14 protein-coding genes are annotated in these 16,651 nt (G+C 65.2%); 3 read left to right on the top strand and 11 right to left on the bottom strand.

Annotation, left to right across the window (positions count from 1 at the left end; translation table 11 throughout):
• Window positions 1-6: 6 nt before the first annotated feature.
• The 11 genes from GDN70_RS03675 to GDN70_RS03625 form a co-directional block, all read right to left on the bottom strand.
• Window positions 7-3,108, bottom strand: coding sequence for an autotransporter domain-containing protein (locus GDN70_RS03675; RefSeq protein ID WP_152102170.1), 3,102 nt, complete (start codon window positions 3,106-3,108; stop codon window positions 7-9).
• A 320-nt stretch (window positions 3,109-3,428) separates the two neighbouring features.
• Complete coding sequence (gene ptsN, locus GDN70_RS03670) at window positions 3,429-3,890, bottom strand: PTS IIA-like nitrogen regulatory protein PtsN (RefSeq protein WP_014438750.1); 462 nt, start codon at window positions 3,888-3,890, stop codon at window positions 3,429-3,431.
• A gap of 234 nt (window positions 3,891-4,124) precedes the next feature.
• Window positions 4,125-4,751, bottom strand: coding sequence for a ribosome hibernation-promoting factor, HPF/YfiA family (hpf, locus tag GDN70_RS03665; RefSeq protein WP_028139460.1), 627 nt, complete (start codon window positions 4,749-4,751; stop codon window positions 4,125-4,127).
• A 201-nt stretch (window positions 4,752-4,952) separates the two neighbouring features.
• A complete protein-coding gene (gene rpoN, locus GDN70_RS03660; protein ID WP_152102169.1) occupies window positions 4,953-6,584 on the bottom strand; it encodes an RNA polymerase factor sigma-54 in 1,632 nt (543 codons plus the stop codon).
• Between the two features lie 90 nt (window positions 6,585-6,674).
• Window positions 6,675-7,667: an LPS export ABC transporter ATP-binding protein gene (lptB, locus tag GDN70_RS03655; protein WP_152102168.1), complete on the bottom strand. Its 993-nt coding sequence runs from the start codon at window positions 7,665-7,667 to the stop codon at window positions 6,675-6,677.
• Window positions 7,668-7,889: 222 nt separating this feature from the next.
• On the bottom strand, window positions 7,890-8,603 hold the full coding sequence (locus GDN70_RS03650) for an LptA/OstA family protein (protein ID WP_038972324.1): 714 nt from the start codon (window positions 8,601-8,603) through the stop codon (window positions 7,890-7,892).
• 4 nt (window positions 8,604-8,607) lie between these two features.
• Entirely contained in the window at window positions 8,608-9,342 is a 735-nt protein-coding gene (gene lptC, locus GDN70_RS03645; protein ID WP_028139456.1) for an LPS export ABC transporter periplasmic protein LptC, read from the bottom strand.
• A gap of 159 nt (window positions 9,343-9,501) precedes the next feature.
• Window positions 9,502-10,116, bottom strand: a complete 615-nt coding sequence (locus tag GDN70_RS03640) for a ribonuclease D (RefSeq protein ID WP_018323452.1) — start codon at window positions 10,114-10,116, stop codon at window positions 9,502-9,504.
• 103 nt (window positions 10,117-10,219) lie between these two features.
• A complete protein-coding gene (locus GDN70_RS03635) occupies window positions 10,220-11,521 on the bottom strand; it encodes a UbiA family prenyltransferase (RefSeq protein WP_244625862.1) in 1,302 nt (433 codons plus the stop codon).
• 229 nt (window positions 11,522-11,750) lie between these two features.
• Window positions 11,751-12,326: a hypothetical protein gene (locus GDN70_RS03630; protein WP_244625910.1), complete on the bottom strand. Its 576-nt coding sequence runs from the start codon at window positions 12,324-12,326 to the stop codon at window positions 11,751-11,753.
• Window positions 12,326-13,888 (bottom strand): hypothetical protein, encoded by a 1,563-nt coding sequence (locus GDN70_RS03625; protein WP_244625861.1) that lies wholly within the window; start codon window positions 13,886-13,888, stop codon window positions 12,326-12,328. The genes GDN70_RS03630 and GDN70_RS03625 overlap by 1 nt, the downstream gene beginning before the upstream one ends.
• Between GDN70_RS03625 and GDN70_RS34855 the strand changes: the two genes are divergently transcribed.
• The 3 genes from GDN70_RS34855 (at window position 13,887) to GDN70_RS03615 (ending at window position 16,418) form a co-directional block, all read left to right on the top strand.
• Window positions 13,887-14,036, top strand: coding sequence for a hypothetical protein (locus GDN70_RS34855; protein WP_173015746.1), 150 nt, complete (start codon window positions 13,887-13,889; stop codon window positions 14,034-14,036). The genes GDN70_RS03625 and GDN70_RS34855 overlap by 2 nt on opposite strands.
• 259 nt (window positions 14,037-14,295) lie before the next feature.
• Window positions 14,296-15,567, top strand: a complete 1,272-nt coding sequence (locus tag GDN70_RS03620) for an MFS transporter (RefSeq protein WP_152102166.1) — start codon at window positions 14,296-14,298, stop codon at window positions 15,565-15,567.
• Between the two features lie 419 nt (window positions 15,568-15,986).
• Window positions 15,987-16,418: a lysozyme inhibitor LprI family protein gene (locus GDN70_RS03615; protein ID WP_244625860.1), complete on the top strand. Its 432-nt coding sequence runs from the start codon at window positions 15,987-15,989 to the stop codon at window positions 16,416-16,418.
• Window positions 16,419-16,651: the final 233 nt, after the last annotated feature.

The raw sequence follows: 16,651 nt of genomic DNA, 5'->3' as shown, positions 1-16,651 counted from the left end.
CAGGCTTCACCACCCATATCGCACGACGCCCTTTCCGGCATAGCTGCGCGTGACGCTCGAGAACTCGCCCTCGAATGTCGCTGCCGCGGACCAGCCGTTCAGCCAAGTCTTCTCCGCCGACGCGGTGACGAGCGCGGCATCGGCGGCTTGCGCTGCGCCGTTGACCACGAAGCTCGAACCGGGCAGCGCCTGGAAGGTCGCGCCGATCGAACGGTCGGGATTGAAATTGTGTGCCCAGGCGAGGCGAACGCGCAGCGTGGCGATGCCGTCGGCCATGGCGAAGGACTTGTCGCTGCGCAGGCCGAATTCGCTGCGGCCGGCGGTGGCGGCGTCCGAAGCGTAGCTGAGAGCGAACGTGTCATTGCCGGTGACCGCCCGCTCGGTATAGGCCGGCAGGTCGAACCTCGTGAACTGGGCCGCCGCATAGGGCGAGATGCCGACACCGCCGATCCACGGCGCCACGAAGCGATAGCCGCCTTCGATCCGAGCGGAATAGGCGTTGGCCTTGAAACGGGCCTGGAGATGATCCGCACCGGCGATGGTGACGGTGCGATCGGTGGTGACGTCCTGCCAGCCATAGGCCAGAGCGGCCGTGACATAGGCGGCGCCGGCATTGTGCCGCACGAAGGCGCCGGCCTGGAACAGGTCGGAGCGGCCGGTGCCGCCATTCGTGACCGAGAAGCTGGTGCCGCCGCCGGCGAGCGCAAAGCCGGCCACGGTATTCGGCGAGAGCCAATAGTCCGCACCCGCGACCGCGCCGGCGATGCGGCTGGTGGCGCTGCCGGAGCCGAACGCCGCGTTGCCGTCGGTGGTCTGCGAGCCACCGAAGCCCGCAGCCCAAACGCTCCAGCGGGACTCGAAGGTCAGCGCAGGCGGCGCCTTGCCAGAGATCGCGGCGTAGGCGTCGCGCCGGTCGCGGTTAAGCTTGCGGCCGCCGGCATAAGCCAGCACGTCACCATCGTCGGCTGTGTATCCCGTCGCGCCAGCCGCCGGCGGAGGATTGCTGCGCCCGGCCAGGAAGGGATCGGTCAGCGTGCCTATGAACTGGTTCATGGCGTTGAAGGTCGTCTGCTGCGCGCCGGTCGCAGTCTCGCCCGAGGCTTGCGTCAGGGCGCCCATCAAGGGCGTGCCGGCCAACGCAAACAGCGGGTTGAAGCCCCCCGGCAGCGCCGCGCCTGATATCAGCGGAGCGTCCATCCCCGCCGCCACGTTCCGCACATTGACGCTGGCATTGGCGGGCAGCGTATACGACAGCAGCCCGGGATCGAGCGTCAGCAGCACGTCGTTGCCGGCGTAGCTCAGCCGCGCATTGCGCGCGAAGCTGTTTGCGGTCAGGAAATCCACACCCGTGAAACTGCCGTTCAAATTGCCCGCGCTCGCGATCGTGTAGGTCGTCGTCGTCGCAAGGCGCGCGGTCGGATCCACGACCACCTTGCCGCCGAGGCTCGCCGTGCCCGTGACGTCGAGCCGGTCGGCGGCGTGACCGGCGACGTCCACGACGAACCGGCCGCTCGCGCCCTGGACGAAATCGCCGGTCAGCGTCGTGGTGCCGACCGTGCCGACGCCAAGCGGCGCCAACGTGCCGGCGTTGCTCAGCAGATTGCCGGCGCCAAGGTCCACCGTCGCACCGCTGTCAAACACGCTGCCGGCGAGATTGTTGAAGGCATTGCTGCCGCCGCCGAGCGCGACATTGCCGATGACGATGCCGGAATTGTTCACGGTGTCGTTGCCGGTGGTTGCCAGCACGGCATTGAGCCCGCCGGCGACCTTCGCCGTCGCGCCGATGGTGACGGTGTTGGTTGCGCCGCCGTCCAGCCGGATGCCCGTCAGCGCGCCGGACAAGACGCCTCCGCTGACCGTGACCTGGAGATTACCGCCCCCGCTCGCGTTGATGGCGTTGCCTGAGGCCGACGAGACAGTGCCGATGCTGGTCACCGTGACATCGCCGGGTGCATAGGCGTGAATGCCATCGGCAAATGCGCTGACAGTCCCGCGGCTGATGAGGGAGGCGAAGCCGCCGTGCGATTGAACGCGAATTCCTTCGCCTGCGGTCGAGACAATGTCGCCGGTGCTGTCCACCGTCGCGAAGTATCCGGGCACGTTCGACATGAGCGCGAAGATGCCATAGTCGGTCGCGCTGATGTTTCCCCGGCTGGTGACCCCGACTGCAGCTTGCCCGACGATGTACATGCCGGAGCCGTGGCTCGCGGCGATGTTGCCGACGCTGTTTACCCCGACACCCATTCCGGTCGCGGCGATGCCCGTATCGCGGCCAGTGAGGTCGCCGCGGCTGGTGATGCTGATGCTGTCCCCCGCCGCTATGAACAGTGCGTTGCGTCCAGCCGAGATGTTGCCGTTATTCACGACCGTCGCGGAGGCGCTCGAGTTGTCGATGAAGATTCCGTCGAGTGTCACGGCCATGTCGCCGCGTTGCGAGACAGCGATGTCGCCGAAGACGGAATATGCAGCGATCCCACTGGCACCTGTGATGTTTCCCGTGCTGCTGACGGTAACCCCGAAGTCGGCGGCGGCCAGAATTCCGCTGGCAGCAGCGTTGATGTTTCCGAGTGTCGTGACGCTTACCGTGGCAGCGCGTGTTTCGGCGAATACCCCGTAGGTCGTCCTGGACGTGATGTCACCCGTGTGCGCGACAACGATGTTGCCGTTGCTTCCTCCAGGCCCTTGGTATCGCGCGTGAATGCCGTCGCTATACGCGTCGATCGTGCCGCTACTGGTGATCCTTATGTCGGTGGTACCGAAGAAACCGCCGGTCGTGGTGACGTAGATGCCGGCGCCGCCGGCCGAGCTGATGTTGCCTGCGTGATTGATCGTCACGTCGCCGTCGGTCGAGGCGGAGACTGCGTCGGTGATGCCTGTCGTCTTGATCGTCCGCTGCGAGAGGTCAGTATTGATCGTAATGCTGCCACCGCCGCGACTGTAGGAAATGGCGGCGACGCCTGAAGCCGGCGCGATGTCGGTCGTCAGCGCATTGACGTTGAGCGTGCCGACCGCGGCCTGATCGAAATCGGCGGCACCGATTCCAGCCGATTGATCGCCGCTGCAGGTGGCCGCGCCTCCGACCGTCGTGCAGCTGGCAGGCCCGGCCAACGCCGATCCCGGTTGGGCCAGCCAGGATGCACAGCTTGCCACAGTGGCGAGCAGCGCCAGGCGCAAGCCGCTGCTCGCATCGGGCCGTTCTCCCGCCGCCGCGCCACGACGCAACGGCGCGCTTCCATTCCGTATCACGTCTGCTCAGTCCCAATGGTCTCGAGCGACTCTTAGCGGACCTTGACGCCGCCCGATGTGCCGTGCGTCTCAAACGGGAAGATTTTGATACCGTCTACCTTGGCTATCCAACGGTGCGCATGCCACGACGCTGCCAACGCCGTGCGATCTGGAAGGCCAACACAGAGCAGGGGAAAGCGACGTCAGGCCGCCGTTGCCGGCGGCAGCGCCAGCACGGAATAGATCGCCTGGGCATCGCGCGAGGCGCGCAGCTTCTTGGCGATGTCCTGGTCGCGCAGCAGGCGGGCGATGCGGGCGAGCGCCTTGAGATGATCGGCGCCGGCGCCTTCGGGGGCGAGCAGCAGGAAGACGAGATCGACCGGCTGGCCGTCCATCGCCTCGAAATCGATCGGGCGGTCGAGGCGTGCGAACAGGCCAAAAATCTTTTCGAGCTTGGGCAGCTTGCCGTGCGGAATGGCAACGCCATAGCCGACCGCGGTGGTGCCGAGCTTCTCCCGCTGCAGCAGCACTTCGAACACGGAGCGTTCGTTCTGCCCGGTCAGCTCGGCGGCCCTGGCCGCGAGCTCCTGCAGGGCCTGCTTCTTGCTGTTGACCTTCAATGCCGGGAGAATCGCCTCGGGTGCGACCAGATCGGTAATCGGCATGGAGGGTTTCCGAGGTGAATTAAACCGTCAGGTTCCGAATTGGCCGGCTTGGAGAGAAACCACGCCGGGCCGGCGTCAAGAAGGTCAAGCAGGAGGAGGACTTAGCCCAAATCCCGTTAAGTCCTGATGTGGGGCGCTTCTACTCCAACGCAATCCCGGTGCCAACTCCCGCGTGCGGCTTTGCCCCGGTCATTGTTAAGGCCTGCGGATGGTACGACGGGGCCGGTTTTTTGCCTATCCCCCGGCCCTGCTGTTCCCCTTGCCATCCGCGCCGGCATCCGTTTTGGCTCCGGGCGGGTCGATCCAGCCCACATTGCCGTCGGCCCGGCGGTAAATGATGTTCACCCGGCCGCTGGAGCCATGCTGAAAGACCAGGCAGGGAGCCCCGCTCAGGTCGAGTTCCATGACGGCCTCACTGACCGACAGCGGCTTTAGCGAGGTGGTGGCCTCGGCGATGATGACGGGGCTGTAGCCGGTGACCTCGTCCTCGCCCTCCGGGGCCTCGAGCACGTAGCTGGTGGCATCGAGCGCAGCCATCGCTTCGGAGGCGACATGGGCCTTGCGGGCGGAGCGGTCCTTGAGCCGGTTCTTGTAGCGGCGCAGCCGCTTCTCGATCATCAGCAGCGCCTGGTCGGCGCTGGCATAGGCATCCGGCGCGTTCGAATCGGCCTCCAGCGTGATTCCGGAATCCAGGTGCAGGGCGCAATCGGTGCGGAAGCCGAAGCCGTCCTTGCTGAGCGTGATGTGGCCGGAATAATTGCCGTCGAAATATTTGCGCAGCACCTCGTCGGTGCGGTCGGAAACGCGGCCGCGCAGGGCCTCGCCGACGCTGATGCTCTTTCCCGAGATTCTGAGAGTCATGTGATGCCTCGCTTGGTTCACGTGCTCGCGGTGCGATGCCACGTCATCGCACCTCTGGAATATTGCCTGCGCATGATCTCGCCGCAAACGCCTTTGGCGCTTGTCGGGAAGCAAAACCGCTGGACACTTTTCCGGATCATGCGCGTGCTTGGATCCGTCTCGACGGGAGGTCGAGAGTAGCGCGATTTCGCGCCAGCGCAATCAGGCCGGTTCGGTGTTGCGGGAACGATCGGACAAGGCGGTAGAGAGGACGTTACCAAGAGCGCTCTGCTTGTCGCGGCGACGTTGCACCGAGGAAGGAATGCGCATGGCTTCGCGGTACTTCGCGACCGTGCGGCGGGCAATATCAATGCCCGAGGCGCGCAAGCGTTCCACGATGGTGTCGTCCGACAGGATCGCCGCGGGCTCCTCCGAATCGATCAGCTGCTTGATGTGGTGGCGCACGGCTTCGGCGGAGTGCGCCTCGCCGCCGTCGGCCGAGGCGATCGAGGCGGTGAAGAAATATTTCAGCTCAAATGTGCCGCGATTTGTCGCCATGTACTTGTTGGCGGTGACGCGCGACACCGTGGATTCATGCATCTGGATGGCGTCGGCGACGGCCTTTAGATTCAGCGGCCGCAAATGCGCGACGCCATGGGTGAAGAAGCCGTCCTGCTGGCGCACGATCTCGGTTGCAACTTTCAGGATGGTGCGGGCGCGCTGGTCGAGTGCGCGCACCAGCCAGGTCGCATTCTGGAGCGCGTCGGTGAAATAGGACTTGTCGCCGTCCTTGCCGATCTTCTTCGACAGCTCGGAATAGTAGGTCTGGTTGACCAGCACGCGCGGCAAGGTGTCGCTGTTGAGCTCGACATGCCAGCCGCCGTCGGGACCCGGGCGGACATAGACGTCGGGCACCATGGTCTGCAGACGCGCCGAGCCGAACTTCATGCCGGGCTTGGGATTGAGGCGGCGGATCTCGCCGATCATGTCGGCGATGTCCTCGTCGTCGACGCCGCAGATCTTGCGCAGGGCCACGATGTCGCGCTTGGCCAGGAGATCGAGATGCTCGACCAGGGCCTGCATCGCGGGGTCGTAGCGGTCGAGTTCGCGGAGCTGGATCGCCAGGCATTCGCTCAAATTCCGCGCACAGACCCCGGGCGGATCGAATTTTTGCAGCACGGCAAGGACGCCCTCGACGTCGGCTTGCGTCGCGCCAAGGCGCTCGGCGGCCTGGCCGAGATCGCCCGGCAGATAGCCGGCCTCGTCGACGAGGTCGATCAAATACTGGCCGATCATGCGCTGGGCAGGTGCGGTGAAGGCCACCGAAAGCTGCTCGGCCAGATGGTCGCCGAGTGTGGTTTCCGCGGCGACGAAGGCTTCGAGATTGTAGTCCTCGTCGCCGGAGGCACCGCCGCCCCATTCCGTATAGGTGGTCGGCGCTGCATCCTGGGCGTTGCGCGCTGCGGCCTCGGCCGGCTCCTCGGAGAAGACGTTGTCCAGGCCCGTATCCAGGGTCTGCTCGATCTCGGCGCGGGTGCCGAGATCCTTGCTCATCCATTCTTCCTGGCCGGGCTCGAAGGCCTCGCCGCTGCCGCCAAAACCATCATCGCCGTGACCGTCACCCTGGCCGCCGGACTCCTCGCCATCGCTGTACTGGCCGGCCTCGGCCGGGGCCTCGCCCGCGGGGGCCTCGTCATTGGCCCGTTCCAGCAGGGGGTTACGCTCGAGCTCCTCTTCCACGAAGGTCGTGAGATCGAGATTGGACAATTGCAGCAGCTTGATCGCCTGCATCAACTGCGGCGTCATGACCAGCGACTGCGATTGCCGGAACTCTAATCTCTGCGTGAGCGCCATGAAGCAAGAACCGTTCCCAAAAATTGGTCCGATTTTTGCTTATCCTAGTCCGGGCCCGATGTACACGTCTTGACGAAACCCAAAAACGGGCTAGAGGCGGAATTCCTCGCCAAGGTAAAGGCGGCGCACGTCCGGATCGGCGACGATCTCATCCGGGCTCCCCTCGGTCAAGATTTCACCGGCATAGACGATGTAGGCGCGATCGGTGAGGCCGAGCGTCTCACGGACATTGTGGTCGGTGATGAGCACGCCGATGCCGCGATTGGTGAGATGGCGGACGAGGTCCTGGATGTCGCCGACCGCGATCGGGTCGATGCCGGCGAAGGGCTCGTCGAGCAGCATGTAGTTCGGCCGCGTCGCCAGCGCACGCGCGATCTCGACGCGGCGCCGCTCGCCACCGGACAGCGCGATCGACGGCGATTTGCGCAGCCGCGTGATGTTGAACTCGTCGAGCAGCGAATCGAGCTGCTGCTCGCGCTTCTTGCGCGAGGGCTCCACCACTTCGAGCACGGCGCGGATGTTCTGCTCGACGGTGAGGCCGCGGAAGATCGAGGCTTCCTGCGGCAGATAGCCGATGCCGAGCCGCGCGCGCTGATACATCGGGAGCTTGGTGACGTCGTGGCCGTCGAGCTCGATGGCACCGCGATCGGCCTTGATCAGGCCGGTGATCATGTAGAACACGGTGGTCTTGCCGGCGCCGTTCGGACCGAGCAGGCCGACCGCCTCGCCGCGGCGCACATAGATGCTGACGCCGCGCACCACCTGGCGGCTGCCGAAGGCCTTTTCCACGCTATGCACAGCCAGGAAGCCCGGCCGCTTCAACAGCTGCGGCCCGCCGCCGTTCGGCTTGGCGGCGGCCCTGACGGGGTGAACTGCCGGCTGGCGCGGCGCCTCGGCTTGATAGTCGCCCGGGAACTGATCGGGCGCATGGATCGCCTGGTCGCGGGCCATCGGCGCGTCCCGGATCGGGCTGGTCACGAGCCCGCCGACGCCGTCACCGAGCGCGGTGATGTCCTGACGCGCAAATCCTGGCCGGCCGCGCTTGGCGGGGCGCCGACGGAACATGCTGAAGAGATCGACCATCCCCGCCTTTTAGCCTTTCGCGACGATCCTGCGCGAATTCGCGCGATCTGCCGCACCGGCCGTTCGAGTAGCCGGTGCAGCATGAGTGAAGGGATGTCTCATGCCCAGTGAAACACGCCCGAAAAGCGGCGGACCCCGCTTCGAAAGCCCTGCGCGCTAGATACAGTCTCGCCGGCCAAGCTTCAACCTCGGTTCGGCCGCATCCGAACCAAGCTGTTGAATTCATTTCGGTTTAGTTGCGCCGGGCAATTGCAAAGGCGGCGCCCCGCCGGGCTTGCCCGAACCGCAATCATTGCCGCCGCCCTGGGGCAGCAGGGCCTGAACCCGGCCGTTGTCGGATTCCACCCGCGACACGCCCGTCGTCATGTCGACCATCAAACGGTCGCCGCGCAGCACGTTCTTGCACTGCGTCAGGACGACTTGGCCGCCGCCGCCCAGCATGGTGATGAGATTGGTCCTGGTGTCGAACACGGCGGTCTCGCCGGTCACCACCTGGTCCTTCTGGGTGACCACGACATTGCCGCGCGCTTCCAGCCGCTTGATCGAGGAACTGCCGCCGGGGCCCGGCTGCGCGGACTGCATCGGCGCGCCCTTGGTCGCCTTGCCCGCAGGCTGCGGCGTGGCGGGCTTGTCGCCGCCCGACTCGTAGAACACCACCAGCGTCTTCGAGGTCATGGTGGTGTCGCCCTGGACGACCTTCACATTGCCGGCGAAGGTCGCCTCCTTCTTCTTGTCGCGCATCTCGAGCGAGGCGGCCTCGATCTGAATCGGCTGATCACGGTTCTGCGAAAAACCCTGCATCGCGTTCGGCACGCCCTGCATCGTGCTCTGCGCAAAAGCGGTGCCGGTTGCAGCAAGCACGACAATGGCGGCGAGCGCAGCTGCACTGAAGATGGCGCTGCGCTTGTTGTCGTTGCGCGGAAAAGACCTGATCATGAAATCACTTTGAATTGGCAGATTTGTTCTTTGACTTGGCCGGCGGCGCCGCCGGCGCGGGCTCGGCCGGCGCAGGCTGAGCGGCGGCGGGGTCATCCAGCTTGTCCAGATGCATCACCACATTGCCCTCGAAGCGGATGACGTCGCCGCCTTCCGTAATGCGTAAGCGGTCCGCGGTCAGCGTGCCGTTGGTCAGCTTGACGTCGACGCGCTCGTCCGAGGAGACCGTGCCCTTGCCCATGTCCACGAAGGCCGAGTTCAGCCGGGCCTCGTAGCCGGTTGAGGTGCGCAGGAAGATGTCCTTGTGCAGATCGAGCTGCTGCTGCTTGTTGTCGAAGCGGCCGGTGCGGGCATCGAGGAACAGGGTGGATTGATCCTCCATCAGCACTTTCGCGCGCAGGTCGGAGAGATCGACATGATCGGGATCGGTGATGTCCTGTGTCGCAGTCTTGGCCCAGAGCTCGTAGGGCCGCTGGTCCGGCGTGTAGCCCGCCAGATGCGGCGATTCCATCGTGATCTTGGTGCCCGACACCACCAGGTTTCCGGAATCGAGCGGCAGCTTCGGCATCAGCATGCGGAACGGATTGAAGACCGAGACGCCGACGATCGCGGCCATCGACAACAGCACTGCAGCCGGCACCGCGAGGCGCAGAATCCGCACCAGACGGCTGTGGCGCGCCGCGCTGGCAAACTTCGCCGCAAGCGCGGCGTCGTAGGTGGGATTGTGGGCCGAATTCACCTGAGCTCCTGAGGTGCCGCTCGCCAGGCCGGGTTGCAGGCCGCTCCATTGTACCCGTGACCGCCGCAATATGCAGCCTTGTACATATCAGGCTTGGACAGGCCGCATGAAAGTGTCCGAAACGGGGCGCAGCCCGAAGTCTAACCGGCGGGCGAGGGCTCAGGAATGCGCGAAAATGTCCTCCTCCGCCCAGCCCTGGAGGTCGAGCAGGGCGCGGGTCGGCAGGAAGTCGAAACAGGCTTTGGCCAGCGCGGTGCGGCCCTCCCGCACCAGCATGGCGTCGAGCCGTTCGCGCAAGGCATGCAGGTGCAGCACGTCCGAGGCGGCATAGGCGAGCTGCGGCTCGGTCAGGCTATCGGAACCCCAGTCGCTGGATTGCTGCTGCTTGGAGAGATCGACATTGAGCACCTCGCGCACGAGGTCTTTCAAGCCGTGGCGATCGGTGTAGGTGCGGGTCAGGCGCGAGGCAATCTTGGTGCAATAAATCGGGCCGGTCATGACGCCGAAGGTCTGGTACAGCACCGCGACGTCGAACCGCGCGAAGTGGAAGATCTTGGTGATGGCGGGATTGGCCAGCAGCGCCTTGAGGTTCGGCGCGTCGGTGTGTCCCTTGGGGATCTGCACCACGTCGGCGCTGCCGTCGCCGGGCGAGAGCTGCACCACGCAGAGCCGGTCGCGGTGCGGGTTCAGCCCCATGGTCTCGGTGTCGATCGCCACCGCTCCGGTGTAGCGGGACAGGTCGGGCAGGTCGCCGCGATGCAGGCGTACGGTCATGGCGTTTCAAAACCTCGGGTCTAATCGGTGCGTCGGCAAATAGCGAGTTCGGATTGCCCGCGATGTAGCCATTGCCGGCGGGCCGCGCAAGCACGGGCTTCGCTCAGATCGCCGCCAGCATGATGCAGATCATCGCCGCGACCGCAACGCGGCTGGGGCCGTCGCGGAAGGCGTACAGAATCGGGTCATCGGGCATCTCGCGGCGATGCGCCATCATCAGGGCGCGGCCGAACCAGTACAGCAGCAGCGGATTGAGCAGCCACAGCAGCCAGGGTCGGCTGTACAGCGGCGTCACCGCGGTCGAGGAGACGTAGAGCGAGAACACGGTCACCGCGTTCATCGCGCTCGCCGCCGCCATCGCGGCGATGATTTGCAGGTCGGTGACGCGATAGTCGCGGTTGGAGGGATCGGCAAGGCCGGCGCTCTCGCGCATGCTGAGCTCGCTGAAGCGCTTGATCAGCGCCAGCGAGGTGAACACGAACAGCGAGAAGATCAGGAGCCATTCCGATAGCACCACGCCGACGCCGACCGCGCCGGCGACGATGCGAAGCGTGTAGAGACCGGCGAGCGTGACGATGTCGACCAGCATCTTGCGCTTGAGCGCGAGCGAATAGGCGATGGTGGTGACAAGATAGGCGCCGAGCACGCCGAGAAACAGAGGCGAGATGCAGAGGCCGGCCACGACCGCGAACAGCCACAACGCAGGGATCGCTGATAGCGCGGACGAGATCGGCAGATCGCCGGCCGCCAGCGCGCGATGGCGCTTGGTCGGATGCTGCCGGTCCGCTGCGAGATCCAGGAGATCATTCATCAGATAGGCGCCAGACGCACAGGCCGAGAATGCCAGGAACGCCAGCAGCGCGGAGCCAAAGCTGGCAAAATTCAACTGATGCGCGGTGATGACAGGCACGAACACCAGCGTGTTCTTGGCGTATTGATAGACGCGCAGCGCCTTGGCCCAGGTCCTGAGGCTGGTCTTGAGGCTGGCGTTGCGGCTGCGATTTTCGATGCGCTCGATGGCGCCGGGATCGAACGGCAGGTTTTCTCCCGCAGCCAGATCGGCCGGCGCAACGACACCGTCAAAGCCGAGATGCGCGGCAATGCCGGCGGCGTGGTGGGCGAAGCGGCCAGCCACCAGATAGATCTTCGCGCCCCGCGCCCGCGCAGCGAGCGCCCGGTTCAACACGTCGGAATCATAGGGCAGATGGGCGTAGTCGATCTCGGCGCGCGCCAGGATACCCGTGAGTGCCGCCATGCCCGGTCGTCCGCCCGCGCCGAAGCGGGCGAGCATGCGGCCGGGGCTGGAGAACAGCGCCTCCATCAGCAACTCGGACCGCAGCAGGCCGCCTTCGAGATCGATGACGAGCGTCCGCGTGGCCGCCGCCGTGACCAACGGCTCGGGCACGCCAGGATCATACTGCCGGGCAGGCTGCTCCATCCGAAAACGCTCTGACTTGCCGCAAACTGACCGGCATCCGGCCGGGGAGCAGGGAAATGGACGGTCAGGACACTAGGGGAGCATTCGCTAAGGGCGGCTTAATCGGGGCTGCCAGGAGCAGCGAGAACAGGGTGGGGCGCGGCCGCCAATCCGGCGACAAACGAAGTCTTATCAATGAGATAGTGCTCAGAAACGCTCACGGCGTCTTCTTCTGCGCAGGCACAGCCGGCTTCACGGGCGTCACCTGGGCTTGCGGCTGGGGGGATGCGGCTTCCGGCGTAGAGATCGCGATGGCGATCAGACGCCATTGCCCGGCCACGGTCTGAAACGTGAGATCGAACTGGATCTGCTGCGGCCGGGTCGGGATGTAACCTGCCAAGCGCAGCATTCCGCGCTGATCGAGCGCGGGCGCGTCGCTGAATTGCGGCGCCAGCAATGCCGCACCGTAGAGATCGAAGTTGCGGCGCCGCAGATCGAGAAAATTCAGCGCGAGATCGGCGGCGGTGTTGCGCGCCTGGAAATCGGGCGCAGCAAGGTCGCGCAGCACCGTGTAATTGCCCGTGCGGTTGGCATCGTTGAGCGTGAGCAGCGTCGAGCGGATCAGATAGAGAGCCTGCTCCAGTGTGACGGGCAGCGACGGCAGCGCGGCAGCCGCAGCCTGCGCAGGCGTTTTCTGCTGCGCCATCGCCCCGTCGCTTCCGCAGCACAGCAGCAGCGCCAGTGCCGTCACGGCTCGCGCGATCAATTGCATCGAATTGCCAAAGCCTGACATCACCAGCCGACGCGCATTCCGACGCGGCCGCCCAATCCGCCGCCGTTGGTGCCGTAGGTCAGGCCGCCGCTGGCCTGCACATGCTCGCTGACGCGCAGCGCCGCACTCATGGAGAGCGCATTGGTGTTCTGAAACGTACCCCAGTTCATGCTCATCGCGATCTTCTCGGACGGCATCAGCCAGGGCGAGCCTGACATCGCAAAGGCCATCGCGACGCCGTTGATCGCCTTGCCGGTCCTGCCGTCGAGGTCGTTGAGGCGGGCATTGATGCCTGCGAGCTGGCTGTTGATGCTTGCGATATCCGCGGGGCTCGCAAACCCGAGTGCACTGAGCGAGGTGGAGGCGAGATTGCCGGCCGCGTCCGTGGTGACGAGTTGCACGGGTCCGGACTGCGCGGCCGCGCTCGCAGCCGAGGTGACGCCTGTCATCGTGTAGGTATTGCTCGCGGTGCCGTAGACCTGCTGGTTGGCGCGGGTCGCGGTGGCGCCGTTGCCGATCGCGGTGGAGTTGGCGAAGGTTGCGGAGGCGCCATTGCCGAAGGCCGAGGAATTTGCGCCGGTCGCGTTGGAGCCGTTGCCCACCGCAGTGTTCGCGACACCGTTTCCGCTCGCGTTGGCGCCGTTGCCGACCGCAATGTTGAAGCTGCCGGTGCCGCTGGCATTGGATTGCGTGCCGTTCGCGATATTCCTCGAGTTGGCGCCGTTGGCATTCGCCAGATAGCCGGTTGCCGCGTTCGAGCTGTTGGCGCCAGACGCGCTGGCGGCGTTGCCGGTGGCGACGTTATTGCTTCCGGACCCGGTCGCGTTGGTATTCACGCCGGTCGCGATATTGAAGCTGTTGTCGCCGGTCGCGTTGGAGTTGGGGCCGGTCGCGATGTTGCTGCTGCCGTTGCCGTAGGCGTTGGCGTTGGTCCCCGTCGCAGTGTTGGAGCTGGCGTCGCCGTAGGCCCTGGCGACAAACCCGGTCGCAACATTTCTGCTGTTGTTGCCGGAGGCATTGGAACTGCGCCCGGTCGCAACGTTCCTGCTGTTGTCGCCGTTGGCCAGGGCGGTGAGCCCGGACGCGAGATTACCGCTATTGTTGCCGCTGGCGTTGGCTCCGGCTCCGGCCGCGATATTGTTGCTGTTGTCACCGCCGGCTTGCGCGTTGTTTCCGGACGCCATGTTTTTGCTGGTGTCACCGCTGGCGATGGCTCCCGCTCCGGTCGCGCTGTTGAAGCTGTTGTTGCCGCTGGCGTTGGCATTGTTTCCGGTGGCAATATTGGAGCTGGTGTGGCCGCTGGCGTTGGCGGAACCGACGGCAATATTGCTGCTGGCATTTCCGTCAGCGTAAGCGCCGCTCCCGATCGCGGAGTTGTTGCTGCCCGCACCCGGAGCAGAGGCGGAGGGCCCGCAGGCAAAATTGCCTGCAGAGCCAGCCGCACTGGCGCCTTGATCGGACAAGGTACCATCCACGCAGACGAACTGGGCCCGGGCTTGCGGCGCGCCGGCACAGGCCGCGATCGCGGCAAGCAGCGCCGTCGCGAGACAAGCGGTGATTCGCGCGCGCGATGACATCATCATGTTGGTCCCCACCCCGTCCTCCAACCTTGCGACCGGCAAGTGGCGCGCGAAGAACGAAGGCCGCCGTCACTTCCAGCCCCAGGCCGCCACCGCATCAACGCAATTGACACTTGCAGACACTCAAAGCATGCAGGCCATGGCTTTGTGAAGATGTCGATGCGCAACGGACCGCGCGGCATTCCGTCCCCCCATATTCATGGGGTGCGGACGGCGCCCCGGCTTCTCAATCCGCGCACTCCTTCGCGAAGAAGCCGGACGGTTCGTCGGATGGGAGGCTGTTGCACGGATCCCACAACCCGGCCCGAGTTCGGGTTCAGGCAGGAACGAGGGCCGTCCGCCCCGTGAAAATCGTGCGGGCGCACCCCATCTGCCAGTTTCCTCCCCCGCTCCCGACGAAATCGAGACCCATGACCGAACAGACGCTCGCTGCGCCTATCGACGATCCATCGGAACGCCCGCGCGGCTTCTCGCGCTATCAGGCGCTACTCATCGCGCTGCTCGCGTTCACGCAATTCACGATCATCCTCGATTTCATCATCATGTCGCCGCTCGGCGCCATTCTGATGCCGGCCCTCGACATCACGGCCGGGCAATTCGGCGTCGCGGTGTCGGCCTACGCGTTCAGCGCGGGCATTTCGGGCGTGCTGGCCGCCGGCTTTGCCGATCGCTTCGATCGCAAGCGCCTGCTGCTGTTCTTCTATGTCGGCTTCACGCTCGGCACCATGCTCTGCGCCGCCGCGCAGAATTATCACGTGCTGCTGCTCGGCCGGATCGTGACCGGATTGTTCGGGGGAGTGATCGGCTCGGTGGTGCTCGCCATCATCACCGATCTATTCCCGCTGCACCTGCGCGGCCGCGTGATGGGCTTCGTCCAGACGGCGTTCGCCGCGAGCCAGGTGCTGGGTATTCCGGCCGGGCTGTTTCTCGCCAATCACTGGAGCTGGCACGTCTGCTTCATTGCGATCGTGATCGTGTCGATCGCGGCGATCGCCATCATCGCCTTCGCCATGGAGCCGGTCGACGCGCATCTGAAATCGAAGCAGGACAAGAACCCGTTCCACCATCTGATCGCGACGATCGGACAGCCGCGCTATACGCTGGCCTTCGCCGTCACGACGCTGCTGGCGACCGGCGGCTATATGCTGATGCCGTTCTCCAGCGCCTTCACCGTGCACAATCTCGGCATCGACATCACGCACCTGCCGACGATCTATCTCGTCTCCGGCCTGTTCAGCATCGTCACGGGGCCACTGGTCGGCAGGGCAAGCGATGCGTTCGGCAAATATCCGACCTTCGTCTTCGGCAGCGTGGTGTCCGTCATCATGGTGCTGATCTACACCCATCTCGGCCACGTCGCGCTTACGACCGCGATCCTCGTCAACGTGCTGATGTTCGTCGGCATCTTCTCGCGCATGATCCCGTCGCAGGCCCTGATGTCGGCAATCCCCGATCCCGACCAGCGCGGCTCCTTCAGCGCGGTCAGCGCCTCGCTGCAGCAGCTCTCCGGCGGGCTCGGCTCGGTGCTCGCCGGCGCGATCATCGCGCAAGCACCCGACGGCTCGCTGATCCATTTCGACCGGATCGGCTACGTCGTCGTCGCCTCTGCGATCGTCTCGCTGGTCGCGATGTATTTTGTGCAGAAGGCGGTGGCGGAGCGGGCGGGGAAAAGGGTGGTATGAGGGGCAGCAAAGGCGACTGAGCCGGCAGACCGTGCATCGCATGCGTGACGATCAGGACGCCGCCCACGGCGCTCTTGCGCGTTGGGACGCGATAGCCAGTGCGTGCCTTAACCGGTCCCGCCGTCATTAGTCGTCAGCGTAGCTCCTGTTCCACATTAAGGTGAACCAACACTGGGCCTTCGATGACCAAAGTTGCATGTATCACGTTTTGGTCGAAAATCTCGTTAGTCAGGTCAAGGCGCATTCAAAGGCATTGATTGGAGAGGGCGTAGCCGAAGCCGCATACCCCCCTCGTTTCCCCCTTCCCACTCGCCGTCCGGCCCTTCCGCCACACCGGCCGGTCGATGCGCGAACGGAGATCTCCAATGAAGCTTAAACTTGCCGCCGCGATGCTCGCCGCTAGCCTCCCGCTCGCATCGATGGCTTTCGCCCAGGGCACCGCGCCAGCCGATCATGCAGTGATCGATGCCTGCCTGAAGACCGCGGAGAAAACCGGCGGTTTCGGCAGCGCGTGCGTCGGGCTCGTCGCCGACCCCTGCATCAAAGCGGCAGAGGGCGCGAATGACGATGTCGCCAAATGGAAAGCCTGCGCGGCGCGCGAACTCGCCGTTTGGACGCAAAAAACCAGTGAGGCGCTCAAGAAGGTTCAGGCTGGCGGGTTCGCCGACGTGATCAAGGCGGCCAACGACTCGCAGAAAACTTTCGCCGCGTCGCGTGATCGCCTCTGCGCGGCCTTCGACCAGGTCGACCCCGGCATGTACCGGGGCGGCGCGAGCTACTGCCGCCTGCGTGAGACCGCGAACCGCTCGCTGAGCCTGATCAAGCTCGGCGCCGCGGTCAACGAGCACTGAGACCTCTCAGGCTCTTGGGGTCATCAGCTTTGCCGACCTTTTCCCACCTAGCGACGACGGCTTCGGCCGCGAGCGCAGTGGACGTCGTTCGTAGCTCACCTGGCACCCGGGCAACGGCTGTCGGCGCGTAGCGCTTGCCTAAGCGACTGACAAAGCCAGCCGCCTCAAGCTCGCCGGCGATCTGAGTCGACCCGACGATCGATCTAGGCCATTCGGTACGCTATGAGCGCTGT

Origin of the sequence: Bradyrhizobium sp. TM102 (assembly GCF_009176685.1) — a bacterium.
GTDB classification, from domain to species: domain Bacteria; phylum Pseudomonadota; class Alphaproteobacteria; order Rhizobiales; family Xanthobacteraceae; genus Bradyrhizobium; species Bradyrhizobium ottawaense.
The sequence above is the reverse complement of the archived record's forward strand: the minus strand, read 5'-3'. Positions and strand labels throughout refer to the sequence as shown.